Source organism: Achromobacter sp. Root170, assembly GCF_001428165.1.
GTDB classification, from domain to species: Bacteria; Pseudomonadota; Gammaproteobacteria; order Burkholderiales; family Burkholderiaceae_B; genus Achromobacter; species Achromobacter mucicolens.
In genome coordinates, this window is record NZ_LMHN01000012.1 from 167,501 (window position 1) to 183,208 (window position 15,708).

The 15,708-nt window shown below is 67.9% G+C and carries 11 protein-coding genes; 5 read left to right on the forward strand and 6 right to left on the reverse strand.

The annotated features are described in order from the left end of the window. Positions 1 to 68: 68 nt before the first annotated feature. Together ASD87_RS10990 and uvrA are read right to left on the reverse strand one after the other, a co-directional pair. Complete coding sequence (locus ASD87_RS10990) at positions 69 to 1,205, reverse strand: aminodeoxychorismate synthase component I (RefSeq protein WP_056321071.1); 1,137 nt, start codon at positions 1,203 to 1,205, stop codon at positions 69 to 71. A gap of 6 nt (positions 1,206 to 1,211) precedes the next feature. Next, positions 1,212 to 7,007, reverse strand: coding sequence for an excinuclease ABC subunit UvrA (gene uvrA, locus ASD87_RS10995; RefSeq protein ID WP_056321074.1), 5,796 nt, complete (start codon positions 7,005 to 7,007; stop codon positions 1,212 to 1,214). 227 nt (positions 7,008 to 7,234) lie between these two features. On the opposite strand from uvrA, the gene ASD87_RS11000 reads away from it, so the two are divergent. The 4 genes from ASD87_RS11000 to ASD87_RS27495 all read left to right on the forward strand — a co-directional run bounded on the left by ASD87_RS11000 (position 7,235) and on the right by ASD87_RS27495 (position 9,876). Beyond that, positions 7,235 to 8,020, forward strand: coding sequence for an IclR family transcriptional regulator (locus ASD87_RS11000; protein WP_056322686.1), 786 nt, complete (start codon positions 7,235 to 7,237; stop codon positions 8,018 to 8,020). A gap of 22 nt (positions 8,021 to 8,042) precedes the next feature. Beyond that, positions 8,043 to 8,693 carry a bifunctional 4-hydroxy-2-oxoglutarate aldolase/2-dehydro-3-deoxy-phosphogluconate aldolase gene (locus ASD87_RS11005; protein WP_056321077.1) on the forward strand — a complete coding sequence of 217 codons (651 nt, stop codon included), beginning with the start codon at positions 8,043 to 8,045 and terminating at the stop codon, positions 8,691 to 8,693. Further along, positions 8,686 to 9,618, forward strand: coding sequence for a sugar kinase (locus ASD87_RS11010; RefSeq protein ID WP_056321080.1), 933 nt, complete (start codon positions 8,686 to 8,688; stop codon positions 9,616 to 9,618). The genes ASD87_RS11005 and ASD87_RS11010 overlap by 8 nt, the downstream gene beginning before the upstream one ends. 129 nt (positions 9,619 to 9,747) lie before the next feature. Next, the gene (locus ASD87_RS27495) at positions 9,748 to 9,876 is read left to right on the forward strand and encodes a hypothetical protein (protein ID WP_006226408.1); all 129 of its coding nucleotides are present in this window, start codon (positions 9,748 to 9,750) and stop codon (positions 9,874 to 9,876) included. Positions 9,877 to 9,976: 100 nt separating this feature from the next. On the opposite strand, the gene ASD87_RS11015 is transcribed toward ASD87_RS27495, so the two are convergent. Then, entirely contained in the window at positions 9,977 to 10,942 is a 966-nt protein-coding gene (locus ASD87_RS11015) for a LysR family transcriptional regulator (protein ID WP_056321082.1), read from the reverse strand. A 223-nt stretch (positions 10,943 to 11,165) separates the two neighbouring features. On the opposite strand from ASD87_RS11015, the gene ASD87_RS11020 reads away from it, so the two are divergent. Next, positions 11,166 to 12,101: a glycosyltransferase family A protein gene (locus ASD87_RS11020; RefSeq protein ID WP_056321085.1), complete on the forward strand. Its 936-nt coding sequence runs from the start codon at positions 11,166 to 11,168 to the stop codon at positions 12,099 to 12,101. On the opposite strand, the gene ASD87_RS11025 is transcribed toward ASD87_RS11020, so the two are convergent. From ASD87_RS11025 to ASD87_RS11035, 3 genes are read right to left on the reverse strand one after another with little or no spacing between them, the layout of a single operon-like run. Next, complete coding sequence (locus ASD87_RS11025) at positions 12,066 to 12,815, reverse strand: ABC transporter ATP-binding protein (RefSeq protein WP_056321087.1); 750 nt, start codon at positions 12,813 to 12,815, stop codon at positions 12,066 to 12,068. The genes ASD87_RS11020 and ASD87_RS11025 overlap by 36 nt on opposite strands. Further along, entirely contained in the window at positions 12,812 to 14,608 is a 1,797-nt protein-coding gene (locus ASD87_RS11030; protein ID WP_056321089.1) for an ATP-binding cassette domain-containing protein, read from the reverse strand. The genes ASD87_RS11025 and ASD87_RS11030 overlap by 4 nt, the downstream gene beginning before the upstream one ends. After that, on the reverse strand, positions 14,605 to 15,645 hold the full coding sequence (locus ASD87_RS11035; RefSeq protein ID WP_056321092.1) for a branched-chain amino acid ABC transporter permease: 1,041 nt from the start codon (positions 15,643 to 15,645) through the stop codon (positions 14,605 to 14,607). The genes ASD87_RS11030 and ASD87_RS11035 overlap by 4 nt, the downstream gene beginning before the upstream one ends. Between the last annotated feature and the right edge of the window lie 63 nt (positions 15,646 to 15,708).

Consider the following 15,708-nt stretch of genomic DNA (forward strand, 5'->3'; position numbering starts at 1 on the left):
GGGACTCTCCTGGAATAAGCCGGTCCAAGCCGCGCTCTATGCTACTACCGGCCGGGGGATTTGCGCCGTCAGGCGCGCAGGATGCGGGCCTTCCAGTGGCATTCCTGCCATTCGCCGGCGGGGTCCGAATCGTAAACGATGCCGCCGCCGACGCTGTAGACGCCGTGGCCGTGCTGGTCCAGGACCAGGGTGCGGATCGCGACGTTCAACGAAAAATCGCCATCCGGGGCCAGCCAGCCGATGCTGCCGCAATACAGGCCGCGCGGCGCGGCCTCCATCTGGCGGATGCGGCGCATGGCCGCGACTTTCGGGGCGCCCGTGATCGACCCGCAGGGAAACAGGGCGTGCAGCACGTCCGACAGCGTGGCGTGCGGCGCGGTGGCCGATACGGTTGAAGTCATCGTCCAGACCGTGGGGTAGCGCTCCAGCGAAAAGAGCGCGTCGACCTTGACCGATCCGGGGTCGGCCAGGCGGCCCAGGTCGTTGCGTAGCAGATCCACGATCATCAGGTTTTCGGCGCGGTTCTTGTCGCTGGCCAGCAGTTCCTGGCCCAGGCGTTCGTCTTCGGCCGGGTCGGGATGGCGTGGAGCGGTGCCTTTCATGGGCCGGGTCGTCAGCTGCGCGCCATCGCGCCGGACGAACAGCTCGGGCGAAAAGGACAGCACCGTGCGGGCGCCGTCCTGGATGTAGGCGCCATGGGCGACCGGATTGCGCGCCGCGATGCGGCGGTACAGCGTGGCCGGGTCGCCCTGAAAGCCCACATCGAGCGGCTGCGTGAAATTGACCTGATACAGCTCGCCGTCCTGGATCAGGCCGCGGATGGCGTCGATCTGGCGCACGTAGGCGGCCTCGGTCATGCGCGGCGCGGGCAGGCTGATGGATGCGGCCGGCGCGTCGGGGGCCGGCGCTTCCCACGGCGTCTCGTCGATCTTGCGGTCGAACACCTGCGCGGTCAGGCGGGGCGGCCCGTCGTCGCGCGGCGGCGTCCACGGGCCGGCCGGCGCGGGACGAGTGGCCTCGGGCAGCAGCCATTCGCCCAGCTCGTAATCCAGCAACAGCGCGATCCAGCGGCCTTCGCGCCGCGCGGCCTCGATGGCGGCCAGCGCGGGCGCGACCTCGGCGGCCGAGCGCGCCTCGATCCGGGCGCGAAAGCCGTCCAGGCGCAGGGCGCGCCCGGCCAGCCGGTCTTCAAAACGACAATCCATGATGGCTTACGGCTGTTGTTGCGCAAGGAACTCCGTCAGGACGCGGCCCGTATGGGAATGGTCGGCCAGCGTCATCACGTGCTCGGGCGAGCCTTCGCCCACCAGCTGGCCGCCGCCCGTGCCGCCCTCGGGACCCAGGTCCAGCAGCCAGTCGGCCTCGGCGATCACGTCCAGGTTGTGTTCGATCACCACCACCGTGTTGCCCGCCTCGACCAGGCGGTGCAGCACGTGGATGAGCTTTTCTACGTCCGCCATCGACAGGCCGACCGTCGGCTCGTCCAGCACGTACAGCGTGTGCGGGATGCGCGAGGCGCGGCCGGTCTTGATCAGCCCATCGGTCAGGCGGGCCTTGGACAGCTCGGTCACCAGCTTGATGCGCTGCGCCTCGCCGCCCGACAGCGTCGGCGACGGCTGGCCGAGCGTCAGGTAGCCCAGCCCCACGTCCTGCATCAGTTGCAACGGACGATGGATCTTGGGATGCGCCGCGAAGTAGCCGATGGCGTCGTCCACTTCCATGGACAGCAGATCGCCGGCGTTCTTGCCGCGCATCTGCACGCTGAGCGTGTCGTTGTTGAAGCGCGCGCCGTTGCAGGCGTCGCACGGCACCTTCACGTCGGGCAGGAAGTTCATTTCGATGGTCCGCATGCCCTGGCCTTCGCAGATCGGGCAGCGGCCGTCGCCGGTATTGAACGAGAAGCGCGCCGCCGTCCAGCCGCGCATGCGGGCCTCGCGGGTGTCGGCGAACTGCTTGCGCACGTCGTCCCAGAAGCCCACGTAGGTGGCCGGGCACGAACGCGGCGTCTTGCCGATGGGCGTCTGGTCCACTTCCAGCACGCGGTCGATGGCTTCCCAGCCCTTGATGCTTTCGCAGCCCGCCCAGCCGGGGGCCTTGCCCTGCGAGACGGCCTGGGTCAGGTTGTCCAGCAGGACCTCGCGCGCCAGCGTGGACTTGCCCGAGCCGGACACGCCGGTCACCACGCTCAGGCGGCCCACCGGAATGCGCGCGTCCACGCTGCGCAGGTTGTGCAGGCGCGCGCCACGGATCTCGATCATGGGCGTGTCGGCCTCGACCGGACGGCGGCCCTGCAGCGGATGCGCCAGCGGCGTCTTCAGGTAGCGGCCCGTCACGGATTCGGGCGCGTCGATCACGTCCTGCACCGTGCCTTGCGCCACCACGCGGCCGCCGCGGATGCCCGCGCCCGGCCCGATGTCGATGACGTGTGAGGCGCGGCGGATGGTGTCGTCATCGTGCTCGACCACCACCAGCGTGTTGCCGTTGCCTTCCAGGCGCGCCAGCGCGTCCAGCAGGATGCGGTTGTCGCGCGGATGCAGGCCGATGGTGGGTTCGTCCAGCACGTAGCAGACGCCCTGCAGGTTGGAGCCCAGCTGCGCGGCCAGCCGGATGCGCTGCGCCTCGCCGCCGGACAGCGTGGGCGCGGCGCGGTCCAGCGCCAGGTAGTTCAGGCCGACTTCCTGCATGAAGTTCAGGCGGCCCCGGATCTCGGCCAGGATGTCCCGGGCGATCTCGCCTTCGCGGCCACGCGCCACCAGGCCGGTGAAAAAGGTGTGCGCGTCCGACACCGGCAGCGAGGCCAGTTCGGCAATCGACTTGTCGCGCCAGCGCACGGCGCGCGCCACGCGGTTCAGCCGCTGGCCGTCGCACTGCGTGCAGGTCTTGGCCTCGCCTTCGTACCACGCGTTCCAGGCGGTTTCCTCGCCGGTCTGCTCTTCGTCAAAGCCCTGCAGTTGCAGGCCCGTGCCGTAGCAGCCCGTGCACCAGCCGTGCTTGGAGTTGTACGAGAAAAGGCGCGGATCGGGTTCGGGGAAGCTGGTGCCGCAGGACGGGCACGCGCGCTTGACCGAGAAGTGCTGCTGTTGCAGTTCGCTGTTCAGCGCCTCGTGCAGCTTGTTGACCGGCCACACCACCGACATCACGCCCTGGCCGTTTTCCAGCGCGCTCTTGACGGCCGCGCGCAGCTCGGCCTCGTTGGCCGGGTCCACGACCACGTCCGCCACCGGCAGTTCGATCGTGTGTTCCTTGTAGCGGTCCAGGCGCGGCCACGGGGCCACGGGAATGAACTCGCCGTCCACGCGCAGATGGGAATGGCCCTTTGAGCCGGCCCACTTGGCAAGATCCGTGTAGTAACCCTTGCGCGCGGTGACCAGCGGGGCCAGGAGGCCGATGTGTACGCCCTTGTGCTCGCGCAAGAGGCGCGCCACGATCTGGTCGGTGTTCTGCGGCTCGACCGCGACGTTGCAGTCCGGGCAGTACTGCGTGCCCAGTTTCACGTAGAGAAGGCGCAGGAAGTGGTGGATTTCCGTCATCGTGGCCACGGTGGACTTGCGGCCGCCGCGGCTGGTGCGCTGTTCGATCGCCACGGTGGGCGGGATGCCGAAGATGGCGTCCACGTCCGGCTTGCCCGCCGGCTGCACGATGGCGCGCGCGTAGGCGTTCAGGGATTCCAGATAGCGCCGCTGGCCTTCGTTGAACAGGATGTCGAACGCCAGCGTGGACTTGCCCGATCCGGACACGCCCGTGATGACCGTGAACTTGTCGTGCGGGATCTCGACGCTGATGTTCTTCAGGTTGTGTTCGCGCGCGTTGCGGATCTCGATGGCCATGCTGCCCTGGCGGCGTTCGCGCACCAAGGATTGCAGCGGCGTGCCCACGCCCGCGCCGTATTCGGCCTGCGGCTCGGCGATGCGCGCGGTCAGGCCCGCCTGCTCGGCTATCTGCGCGTCGGCGTCGCTGCTGACCACCACGTCGGCCGCGCCGCCGGCGACGGCGTCGGCCGGCAGGATGCTGACCTCGTAGTCGCGCAGGGCGGCGCCCGTGTGCGACTTGGGGTTGTCCATCAGATCTTGCGGCGTGCCGGTGCCCATGACCAGGCCGCCGGCGTCGCCGCCTTCCGGTCCCAGGTCGATCAGCCAGTCGGCCGCGCGGATCACGTCCAGGTTGTGTTCGATGACGAGCAGCGTATGGCCCGCGGCCAGCAGCTTGCGGAACGCGCGCATCAGGCGCGCCACGTCGTCAAAGTGCAGGCCGGTGGTGGGCTCGTCGAACAGGAACAGGCTGCCCTTCTTGGCGACCTTCGCGGTGGAGATGCCGCTGCGCGCCGCCTCGGCCAGGTGGCCGGCCAGCTTCAGGCGCTGCGCCTCGCCGCCCGACAGGGTCGGCACGGGCTGGCCCAGCCGCACGTATTCCAGGCCCACGTCGGCCAGCGGCGCCAGACCGGTCTGCACGTCGCGCAGGCCCTTGAAGAAGTCCAGCGCCTCGCTGACGGTCATTTCCAGCACTTCGTCGATGGACGCGCTCTTGCCCAGGTGCTCGACGCGCACTTCCAGGACTTCGGGACGGAAGCGCTTGCCGTCGCAATCCGGGCAGCGCAGGTAGACGTCGGACAGGAACTGCATTTCGACGTGTTCGAACCCGGTACCGCCGCAGGTCGGGCAGCGGCCGTCGCCGCCGTTGAAGCTGAATGTGCCCGCCGTGTAGGCGCGCTCGCGCGCCAGCGGGGCCTGGGCAAACAGCTTGCGGATGGCGTCGAACGCGCCGACGTAGCTGGCCGGATTGGAGCGCGCGGTCTTGCCGATGGGCGTCTGGTCCACCATCACGACGTCGGCAATCTGCTCGGCGCCCAGCAGGCGGTCGAATGCACCCGGCGCTTCCGACGGCTTGCCCTTCTGCTTGAGCAGGGCGGGGTAGAGCACGTCCTGCACCAGCGTGGACTTGCCCGAGCCGGACACGCCGGTCACGCAGACCAGGCGGCCCAGCGGCAGCTCGACCGACACGTTCTTCAGGTTGTGCGCATTGACGCCTTCGAGCAGCAGGCGCGGTGTGTTGGCCGCCACCGGCATGGGGCGCGGCGCTTCGACGCGAAGGCGGCCGCCCAGGTAGTCGCCCGTCAGCGAGGGCGCGGCGCGCAGTTGCGCGGGCGTGCCGTCGAAGACGATGCGGCCGCCGCGTTCGCCGGGGCCGGGGCCGATGTCGATGATGCGGTCCGCGGCCACCATGACCTGCGGATCGTGTTCCACGACGACCAGCGTGTTGCCGGCGTTGCGCAGGCGGTGCATGACTTCCACCACGCGGTGCATGTCGCGCGGGTGCAGGCCGATGGAGGGCTCGTCCAGCACGAACAGCGTGTTCACCAGCGAGGTGCCCAGCGCCGTGGTCAGGTTGATCCGTTGGACCTCGCCGCCGGACAGCGTGCGGCTCTGACGGTCCAGCGTCAGATAGCCCAGCCCCACGTCGCACAGGAACTTCAGGCGCGCGCGCACCTCGGTCATGAGCAGGTCGGTGGCGGCGTCCAGCGCGCCCGAGAACGACAGCGTGTCGAAGAATTTACGAACGCGTTCGATCGGCAGCAGCATCACGTCGTGCAGGCACAGCCCGTCCAGACCGTTGAGCTGTTCGCGGCTCCAGGTGGTGCCGACGGGCATGAAGCGCTTGTAGCGGCCGTCTTCCGGCGGCAGCACGGCGTCGGCTTCCTCCTTGTTGCCCAGGCGCCAGAGCAGGGCATCGGGCTTCAGGCGCGCGCCGTTGCAGGTGGGGCAGGGCGTGTAGCTGCGGTACTTGGACAGCAGCACGCGCACGTGCATCTTGTAGGCCTTGGTTTCCAGCCAGTCGAAGAAGCGCTGCACGCCGTACCACTGATGCTTCCAGGCGTCGTTGCCGCCCTTCCAGTCAGGGGTGCCGTACAGGACCCAGCGCTTGTGCTCGTCGCTCATGTCCTTCCAGGGCACGCCCAGCGGCACGCCCGCGCGCGGCGCGTACTTTTGCAGGTCGTCCTGGCATTCCTTGTAGGACGGCGTGGTCCACGGCTTGATGGCGCCTTCGAGCAGGGTTTTTTTCTCGTCGGGGATGACCAGGCCGAAGTCGATGCCGATGACGCGGCCAAAGCCGCGGCAGGCCTCGCAGGCGCCCAGCGGCGAGTTGAACGAGAAGCTGCTGGGCAGCGGGTCGGTGTATTCGATGTCGCAGTCGGCGCAGTGCAGCCGGTCGCTGTACTTCCAGATATGCGCGTTGCCGCCGTCGGCATCCATGACGTAGACGGCGATGTGGCCGGCGCCCATGCGCAGCGCCGTGTCCAGCGCTTCCATGATGCGTTCGCGTTCGGTGCCGGCGAAGCGGAAGCGATCCTGGATGACGTGCAGGATGCGGCGTTCCTCGGGGGCGGCCTTGGCGGTCTTCGTGGTCTTGGCCTTCTTGGCGCCCTTGGCGGGGGCGGCGGCGCGCGGCACGGCGGTTTCCTCGGCGTGCACGCGGGTGTAACCCTGCTGCTCAAGGAAGCCGCGCACTTCGTCTTCGGTGAAGTTGGCCGGCACGGCGATCGGGAACGTCACGACCAGGCGCGGGTCGCCCGCCTGCGCGGCGCGTTCGGCCAGCGAGTGATAGACGGATTCGGGCGTGTCGCGCCGCACCAGCTTACCGCAACCGCGGCAATAGAGCTTGGCGCCGCGCGCGAACAAGAGCTTCAGATGATCGTTCAGTTCGGTCATCGTGCCGACCGTGCTGCGCGAGCTGCGCACCGGATTGGTCTGGTCGATGGCGATGGCCGGCAGAATGCCCTCGATGCGGTCCACCTGCGGCTTGTCCATGCGGTCCAGGAACTGGCGCGCATAGGGCGAGAAGGTTTCCACGTAACGCCGCTGCCCCTCCGCGTACAGGGTGTCGAAAGCCAGCGAACTTTTGCCGGACCCCGACACCCCGGTGACGACGACCAGTTCGCCGGTGGCGATGGTCAGATCCAGGTTCTTGAGATTGTTCTGGCGGGCGCCAACGATGCGGATATGGGAGCTCATGGACGGTATCGTAGCCTGACGAAGGGAGCATGCCGGCGCGGCGACCCATCGCTGGTTCCGGGCGCGTCGATATGGAATAATTGACTATATTGTGAGGCGCCAGTCCATAATGTGGACAACCAGCACCTCGGTAGCTGTACAAATAAACAGTATCGCAGATTCGTCTGAAAATCGCGCTGGTCGCGTTGCGCATCTGCCTGGGCTATCGCCTTTATTTGGGGACGTGTGTGCAGGAATCCAAGGTGGCCGGCGCGGCGGCGTTCGGAAAATTCATGGCGGTGCTGCAAGCGGTGGCCGATGCGCCGCAGCCGCCGACGGCCCCCGTGCTGGCCCGCACCTGCGGCTATCCCCGCCCCACCGTCTACCGCATCCTGGCGGCGCTTGCCGAGCAGGGGATGGTCGCGGAAAGCGGGGGCGCCTATCGCCTGGGCACGCGCCTGATGTCGCTGGCCAGCAAGGCCTGGTCCCAGTTCGACCTGCGCGCCGCGCTGGCGCCGGAACTCCAGGCGCTGCGCGACCAGACCGGCGAGACGGTCCATCTGGCGGTTCCCGCCGGCCACGAAATGATCTACATCGACAAGCTGGAAAGCCCCGGCCCCGTGCGCATGGTGTCGCGCGTGGGCGCGTCGGTGGCGCTGCACTCCAGCGCCGTCGGCAAGGCCTACCTGGCCGCGCTGGATGAGGCCTCGCGGGAACGCCTGCTGCAGGATCTGCCCCTCCCGTCGCGGCTGCCCGCCACGCTGACCAGCCTGCCCGCGTTGCGCGAGGCGCTGGGCGCGGCGGCCGAGCAGGGCTACGCTATCGACAACGAGGAAAACGAACCCGGCATCGTCTGCTACGGCGTCGCGCTGTGCGACGGGGCGGGACGGCCGGTTGCGGGCGTCAGCGTCAGCACGCTGCTGTTCCGCCGGGCGGCCGACCCGCAGTCCGCCTACATCGACCCCTTGCTGCGGCTGCGCGACGCGGCCGCGGCCAAACTCGCCGTCCTGCCGGTATCGTCCGGCGGCATCTGACCGTTCGCTCCAGAGGAAATCCATGACCGCAACCGCTGCTCCCATCGCCTCCAAGCTCGCCGCCCTGCTGGCTGCCCGCGTCGTGCCCGTGCTGCGCTACACCGACGCGGCGGCTGCCGCCTATGCCGCGGAAGTCGCGGTCTCGGCCGGCTGCACCACGCTGGAACTGACCTGGACCATTCCCAACGTCACCGACCTGGTGCGCGCCCTGCGGGACAAGCACGGCGCCAGCCTGCTGCTCGGCGTGGGGACGGTACTGGACGAGGCCCAGGCGCGCGAGGCGCTGGTGGCGGGCGCGGACTTCCTGGTGTCGCCCGCCCTGGCGCACGAGATCGTGGACATGGCCCACGCCGCCGACGCGCTGTGCATGCTGGGCGCCTTCACCCCGACCGAAGTCCTGGCGGCGCGCCGCGCGGGCGTGGACGTGGTGAAGGTGTTTCCGGCCGACACAGGCGGCCCCAAGCACCTGGCCGCGCTGAAGTCGGTGTTTCCGGACACGATCTTCTGCCCCACGGGCGGCATCACGCAGGAAAACATGGGCACGTACTTCGCCGCGGGCGCGGGGCTCGTGGGCATCGGCAGCAATCTCTACGACAAGGCCGCCTTCGCGTCGCGCGACACCGCCGCGCTGGTGGCGCAGATCACCCAGACACGCGAGGCCGCCCATGGCTGATTTCGATATCGTGGCACTGGGTGAGCCGCTGGTCGAACTGAACCAGACGCACAAGGGCCAGCGGCAATACCTGCAGGGGTTCGGGGGCGACACCTCCAACGCGGTCATCGCGGCGGCCCGGCAGGGTGCGCGCTGCGCGTATCTGACCCGGGTCGGCAATGACGCCTTCGGCAAGCAGTTCCTGGACCTGTGGCAGGCCGAGGGCGTGGACACCACCGCCGTCGAGGTCGACGACGATGCCCACACTGGCCTGTACTTCGTGCAGCACGGGCCGGACGGCCACGCCTTCAGCTATCTGCGGCGCGGTTCGGCCGCCAGCCTGATGACGCCCGCCAGCCTGGATGCCGGCCTGATCGAACGCGCCCGGTTCCTGCACGTCTCGGGCATCAGCATGGCCATCAGCACCACGGCCTGCGACACGGCGTTTGCGGCCATCGCGCGGGCCCATGCCGCCGGCGTGCAGGTCAGCCTGGATTCCAACCTGCGGCTGCGCCTGTGGCCCGTGGACCGGGCCCGCGCCATCCTGCGCGAGGCGATGCGCGCCGCGGACGTGTTTCTGCCCAGCATGGACGACATGCAGCATCTCACCGGCAACGACGACCCGGAGCGCACGCTGGACTGGATCCGCGACGGCGGCGCGCCGGGCGTGGTGGTGCTCAAGCTGGGCAAGGACGGCTCCATCATCGACGACGGCCACACCCGCACCCCGATGCCGGCGCTGCGCGTGCAGGCCGTCGACGCGACGGGCGCCGGGGATTGCTTTGCCGGCAGCCTGCTGGCGCGCCGTTGCCAGGGCGACGCCTGGGAAGACGCCGTGCGCTACGCCAACGCGGCGGCAGCGCTGTCCACCCTGGGCTATGGCGCGGTCGATCCGCTGCCACGGGCCGAGCAGGTCTGGGAACGGCTGAAAGACGCCTCAACGTAGCCAAAAACCGGCCGGTTGGCGTCCTTTCCGGATTTCAGGCTAAAATGCCAAGTTATCCGAATTTTTTTCCGCCAGCCCGATTTCCGGTTGTGCGGGCCAATTTCCGCGAATTCAACAGGAGAAATCAACATGGCTGAACGCAAACGCGTGCGTCGTAACACCCTGGAACGCCGTTGCCTGGGCAAGGCTTTCAAGCGCTTGTTCGTCAAGTCGCCCAAGGGTGTGTTCAAGATGCTGGAAAAGATCAAGCGCGTCTAAATGACGCGTCTGGCTCGGCGGTCGTCAAGACCTGCTGCGCCTGATCAAAAAAAAACCGCAGGGCGCGAGCCTTGCGGTTTTTTTTCGTCTGCGCGGCGCGTCAGCCCTGAGGGGGGCCGAGCTTGGGGCGGATGAAATCCATGAATGCGCGGGTCTTGGCCGGCTGAATGCTGGACGGGTACACCACGTAGATGGAGATCGGATCCACCGACCAGCCGGGCAGCACCCGCCGCAGCGAATTGCGCTGGATGATGGGCTCCAGGGCATGGCAGTGCGGCATCCGCGTGATGGCCAGGTCCAGGCCGGCCAGCGTGCCGGCGATGCTCATGTTGTTGGCGGCCAGGTGACCGGTGACCGCGACGCGCTGCGAGATCGCGCCGTTGTTCAACGTCCAGTACGAGTGCTCCTCGTCGATCGTCGTGCGCAGGCATTGATGCTGCGACAGGTCGGCCGGCGTCTGTGGCGTGCCATGACGTTCTATATAGCGGTCGGACGCATACAGGTGTGTTTCCAGCGAAACCAGCTCCTGCACCACGGCGCCTTCGATGGCGCGATGCGGCGTGCCGTTGCCATTGCCGTTCCCGGCGGAGGCGCCCGGGTAGTCGGCCTCGCGGCCAAACCGCAGCACCACGTCGAATGGCGTGCCCTGCGCGTCCGATGCCGTCATCATGCTCAGGTCGAACTCGCACTCCACGTCGGGATAGCGATCGGTGAAATCGCTGATGGTCTCGGGCAGCAGCCAGATGGCCAGGCTATAGGGCATGGACACGCGCAGATTGCCCGACGGGCCGCCCGACAGCGAGAGCAGCTGCTCGTGCGCCAGGCGGGCTTCGTCGATGAGGCCTTGGCAACGGCGCATGTAGGCCGCGCCCGCATCCGTCAGATCGAGCCGGCGCGTGTTGCGGTTGATGAGCCGCAGGCCAATCGCGCGCTCCAGTTCGTTGATCCGGCGGGAAAGCGTGGAGGTGGGCATGTCCAGCGCGCGCGCCGCCTGGCTGAAGCTCTTGCGCTTGGCCACCTCGACGAACAAGGCGATGTCATTGAGCTGGACGGGCGAGGCTTCCATAGGCGTTCCGAATTGGGCCGCCCGAGTTTACGCCAGTCCGCTGCGCGCGCCAACGGCCGCGGCCGGGCGCGGTCTCAAAAAAAACCGCACGGTTTGTCAGATTTGATTGCAAATTCCAAAGACGTGCCATCGGTTGGCGCAGGCATATCCCCTACACTTCAGGCGAAATCATAAGAACCAAGACCGCAGCGGTTTCTGGAAGATCGCAAGGGGCACAGCAGGCATGACCGATACACCGATTTTTTTCACTGTTCTGACGCCGACCTACAACCGGGCAGGGACCCTGCACCGCGTCTACGAATCGCTCTGCCGGCAGACCTTCCGGGATTTCGAATGGGTCGTCGTGGACGATGGCTCCACCGACAACACGCACGAGTCCATCCTGCACTGGCAGTCGCTGGCGGATTTTCCGATCCGCTATGTCTGGCAGAACAACCAGCACAAGAAGACCGCCTTCAACCGTGGCGTGCGCGAGGCGCGCGGCCAGATGATCGTTGGCCTGGACAGCGACGACGAGATGCCCCCCGACGCGCTGGCCATCTTCCATGAAGCCTGGAACGCCATTCCGCCCGCGCGCCGCGACTCGTACTTCGCCATCACCGGCCTGTGCGCGCGGCCCGACGGCAGCATCGTGGGCGACCGCTATCCGCAGGATGTCTTCGACAGCACGGCGGTGGACGTGTATTTCCGCTATCGCATCAAGGGCGAGAAATTCGGCTGTATGCGCACCGACATCCTGCGCAAGTATCCGTTTCCCGAGGACGTGGCGGGCTTCGTGCCCGAAAGCCTGGTGTGGTGGGCCGTCGCCCGCGCCGGCTATTTAAGCCGCTTCATCAACCGCGTCGTGCGCACGTATCACGACACGCCCGGCGGGCTGAGCCAGGGGGCGGTATCGGTGGCGAACAACGCCCAGGGTCTGTATCTGCTGGCCTGGGACATGCTGCAGCATCACCTGGAATTCTTCCGCTACCGTCCGCGGGAATTCATGATGGCCGCGGCGCGCTACACGCGCTTCAGGCTGCACCTGAAACATTCAGGCGTGCCCACGGCCGTCCAGGCTTACCGCCTTACCCATCCGGTCGCGACGTTCCTCGTGGCCGTCATGTACCCGCTGGGCTACGCGCTATACCGCCGCGACCGGCGGCGCGGCGTGGCCTAATCCCAGATAGACCTCCACCACGCGCGGATCCTGCGCCACGTCGGCCGCGGGGCCTTCCAGCGTGACGGCGCCGGTTTCCAGCACGTAGGCGTAATCGGCCACTTGCAGCGCGGCACGCGCGTTCTGTTCGATCAGCAGGATGGACACGCCCATCTCGCGCAGCCGCGCCACGATGCGAAAGACCTCGCGCACGATGCGCGGCGCAAGCCCCAGGCTGGGTTCGTCCAGCATCAACAGGCGGGGTTTGGCCATCAGCGCGCGGCCCACCGCCAGCATCTGGCGCTCGCCGCCGGACAGCGTGCCGGCCAGTTGGACCCGCCGTTCGCGCAGCCGGGGAAACAGGTCATAGACCTCGGCCAGCGTCTGGTCCTGGTCGCGCAGGCCGCGGCGGTAGCGGTCGAAAGCGCCCAGCATCAGGTTGTCCTCGACCGTCATCTCGGCAAAGAGCTCGCGCTTTTCCGGCACCAGGTTCATGCCGGCGGCGACCATTTCCTCGATCTCGGCGTGCGCTTGCGTCTTGCCGCCAAAGACGATGCCGCCGTGCGACGGCAGCACGCCCATGATGGCCGACAGCAGCGTGGTCTTGCCCGCGCCGTTGGGACCGATGACGGTGACGATCTGGCCTTCGCCCACTTCCAGGCTGACGCCCGAGACCGCTTCCACCTTGTCGTAGGCCACGCGCAGGTCGCGCACTTGCAGCAGTTTCGCGCTCATTCTTCCACTCCGCCCAGATAGGCTTCAAGCACTGCGGGATTCTGCTGGATCTCGGCCGGCAGGCCTTCGGCGATCTTCTCGCCAAAGTCCATGACCACCACGCGATCCACCAGGCCCATCACGAAATCCATGTCATGTTCGACGAGCAGGATGGCCATGCCCTCGGCGCGCAGGCGTTTCAGCAATTCGGCCAGCTCGCATTTCTCCTGGTAGCGCAGGCCCGCCGCAGGTTCGTCCAGCAACAGGATGCACGGGTCCGACGCCAGGGCGCGCGCGATTTCCAGGATGCGCTGCTGACCCAACGCCAGCGAGCCGGCCTCGTCGTGCAGATGCTTGCCCAGTCCCACGCGCTCGACCTGGCGCGCGGCCTCGGCCAGCAGGCGGGCTTCTTCCGGACGGTCCAGCCGCCAGGCAGCCGGCAACACGCCGCGATGCCCGCGCAGGTGCGCGCCGATGGCCACGTTTTCCAGCACGCTCATGCGGCCCAGCAGCCGCACATGCTGGAAGGTGCGCGACAGTCCCAGGCGCGCGATCTTGCGCGCGCCCACGCCGGCCACCGGCTGGCCCAGCAGCGTGACCTGTCCCGAGGTCGGCGTGTCCACGCCGGATATCTGGTTGAACATCGTGCTTTTGCCCGCGCCGTTGGGGCCGATCAGCGCCAGCACTTCGCCCGCGCGGATCTCCAGGTTCATGGCGTTGTTGGCGACCAGGCCGCCGAACTTGCGGGTCACGTCCACGGCTTTGAGCACCACCTCGCCGCGCGGCGGCATGGTGCGGCGGGGCAGCGGCTCGGCGGTCATGTCGACCGTGCGCGGCTTGCGCTTGACCGGCACCCAGCGCGTCAGCACGGGCCACAGGCCGCTGCGGGCGCGGTGCAGCAGCAGCACCATGCCGAAGCCGAAGACGATCACTTCGAAGTTGCCGGTCTGGCCCAATACCTTGGGCAAGAGGTCCTGCAGCCATTGCTTGAGCACCGTGAAGACGCCCGCGCCCACCAGCGCGCCCCACACCTGCCCGGCGCCGCCGATGACGGTCATGAACAGGTACTCGATGCCCATCTGCAGGCCGAAGGGATTGGGGTTCACGAAGCGCTGCATGTGCGCGTACAGCCAGCCCGACGCGCAGGCCTGCAAGGCCGCGATGACGAAGATCACCATGCGCGAGCGCGCCGTGTCCACGCCCATCGATTCGGCCATCACGCGTCCGCCCTTGAGCGCGCGGATCGCGCGGCCTTCGCGCGAGTCCAGGAGGTTCTGCGTGGACCAGATGGCGACCAGCAGGAAGGCCCAGATCAGGTAGTAGATGTTGCCGCCCTGGTTGAGCGTCCAGCCGAACAGGCTGATGGCCGGAATGTCGGGGATGCCGGTGTGGCCGCCCAGACCTTCGACGGAACCGAACACGAAATACAGCGACAGGCCCCAGGCGATGGTGCCCAGCGGCAGGAAGTGGCCGGACAGCTTCAGCGTGATGGCGCCCAGCAGGTACGCAAGCGCCAGCGTCAGCGCCAGGCCGGCCAGCAGCGTGAGCCAGGGCGACGCGCCCAGCCAGCCCAGCCACGACGGCAGCGTGTCCGCGCGGGTGGTCAAGAGCGCCGTCGTGTAGGCGCCCACGCCCACGAAGGCGGCCTGCCCGAAGCTGGTCAGGCCGCCGACGCCGGTCAGCAGCACCAGGCCCAGGGCCACCAGCGCATACAGGCCGATGTAGTTCAGCAGCGTCACGTAGAAAGGCGGCAGCACCAGGGGGCCGAGCGCCAGCAGAGCCAGGAAGGCGAGGAGGATGTGGCGCGGGGTCATTCGTCTTCTTCCTCGACGTGATGGCTGTTGAGTGAACGCCAGAGCAGCACGGGGATGATCAGCGTGAACACGATGATCTCCTTGTAGGCGCTGGCCCAGAACGACGAGAACGCTTCGATCAGGCCGACCAGCACCGCGCCCGCCGCGGCCAGCGGGTAGCTCACCAGCCCGCCGATGATGGCGCCGACGAAGCCCTTCAGGCTGACCATGAAGCCCGAATCGAAATACATGGTCGTGATCGGCGCGATGAGAATGCCGGACACGGTGCCGATCAGCGCCGCCAGAAAGAACGTGGCCTTGCCCGCGAACACGGGCGAGATGCCCATCAGGCGCGCGCCGATCCGGTTGAACGCCGCAGCGCGCAGCGCCTTGCCGTACATCGAGCGTTCAAAGAACTGGTACAGCACGACGATCAGCACCACCGACACCGCTACGACCCACAGCGCCTGGCTGTTCACGTTGACCGGACCCAGTGTCAGGCTGGCGTCGCTGAAGGGCGCCGTGCGCGCGCCTTCCGCGCCGAAGGCCAGCAGCCCCAGGCCGACGAGCGCCAGGTGGACCGCGATGGACACGATCAGCAGCACCAGCGTCGAGGCCGACGCGATCGGCTGATAGAACAGGCGATAGAGCTGCGGTCCCATCGGCACCAGCAGCAGCAACGTCAGAAGCGCCTGAACGGCCATCGGCAACTGCGCCAGCGGCAGGCGGTACAGCAGCAGCGCAAGCGCTAGCGGATAGATCACCTTGGCCGCCATGCGCCAATGGGCGCCGCGCCGGGCGGGCCGTTTGCGGCGCGCCATCAGGTCGGCGGCGGTCTCGGCCAGCGCGAACGCGAGCAGCAGCCACACCAGCAGGATGGGCTTGCCGGCCTGCATGGCGGCCATGGTGAGCGCGCCGAAGGCGACGAACTCGCCCTGCGGGATGAACAGGACGCGGGTGACGGTGAAGACGAGCAGGATGGACAACGCCAAGAGCGCGTAGATGGCGCCATTGGTGATGCCGTCCTGCCCGAGTATCAAGGCAATCTGAGCATTCATACAAAATTCCAATAAGCGGATGTCCCCCCCGAAGCGCTGCGCGCTTCCCCCCAGGGGGCATGC

Bases quoted from the DNA above. Each gene is read 5' to 3' on its own strand.
- ASD87_RS11025 (WP_056321087.1), bottom strand. From the start codon at position 12,815: ATGAGCGCGAAACTGCTGCAAGTGCGCGACCTGCGCGTGGCCTACGAC.
- ASD87_RS11010 (WP_056321080.1), top strand. From the start codon at position 8,686: ATGGCTGATTTCGATATCGTGGCACTGGGTGAGCCGCTGGTCGAACTG.
- ASD87_RS11005 (WP_056321077.1), top strand. From the start codon at position 8,043: ATGACCGCAACCGCTGCTCCCATCGCCTCCAAGCTCGCCGCCCTGCTG.
- ASD87_RS10990 (WP_056321071.1), bottom strand. From the start codon at position 1,205: ATGGATTGTCGTTTTGAAGACCGGCTGGCCGGGCGCGCCCTGCGCCTG.
- ASD87_RS11035 (WP_056321092.1), bottom strand. From the start codon at position 15,645: ATGAATGCTCAGATTGCCTTGATACTCGGGCAGGACGGCATCACCAAT.
- ASD87_RS11020 (WP_056321085.1), top strand. From the start codon at position 11,166: ATGACCGATACACCGATTTTTTTCACTGTTCTGACGCCGACCTACAAC.
- uvrA (WP_056321074.1), bottom strand. From the start codon at position 7,007: ATGAGCTCCCATATCCGCATCGTTGGCGCCCGCCAGAACAATCTCAAG.
- ASD87_RS11015 (WP_056321082.1), bottom strand. From the start codon at position 10,942: ATGGAAGCCTCGCCCGTCCAGCTCAATGACATCGCCTTGTTCGTCGAG.
- ASD87_RS11030 (WP_056321089.1), bottom strand. From the start codon at position 14,608: ATGACCCCGCGCCACATCCTCCTCGCCTTCCTGGCTCTGCTGGCGCTC.
- ASD87_RS27495 (WP_006226408.1), top strand. From the start codon at position 9,748: ATGGCTGAACGCAAACGCGTGCGTCGTAACACCCTGGAACGCCGTTGC.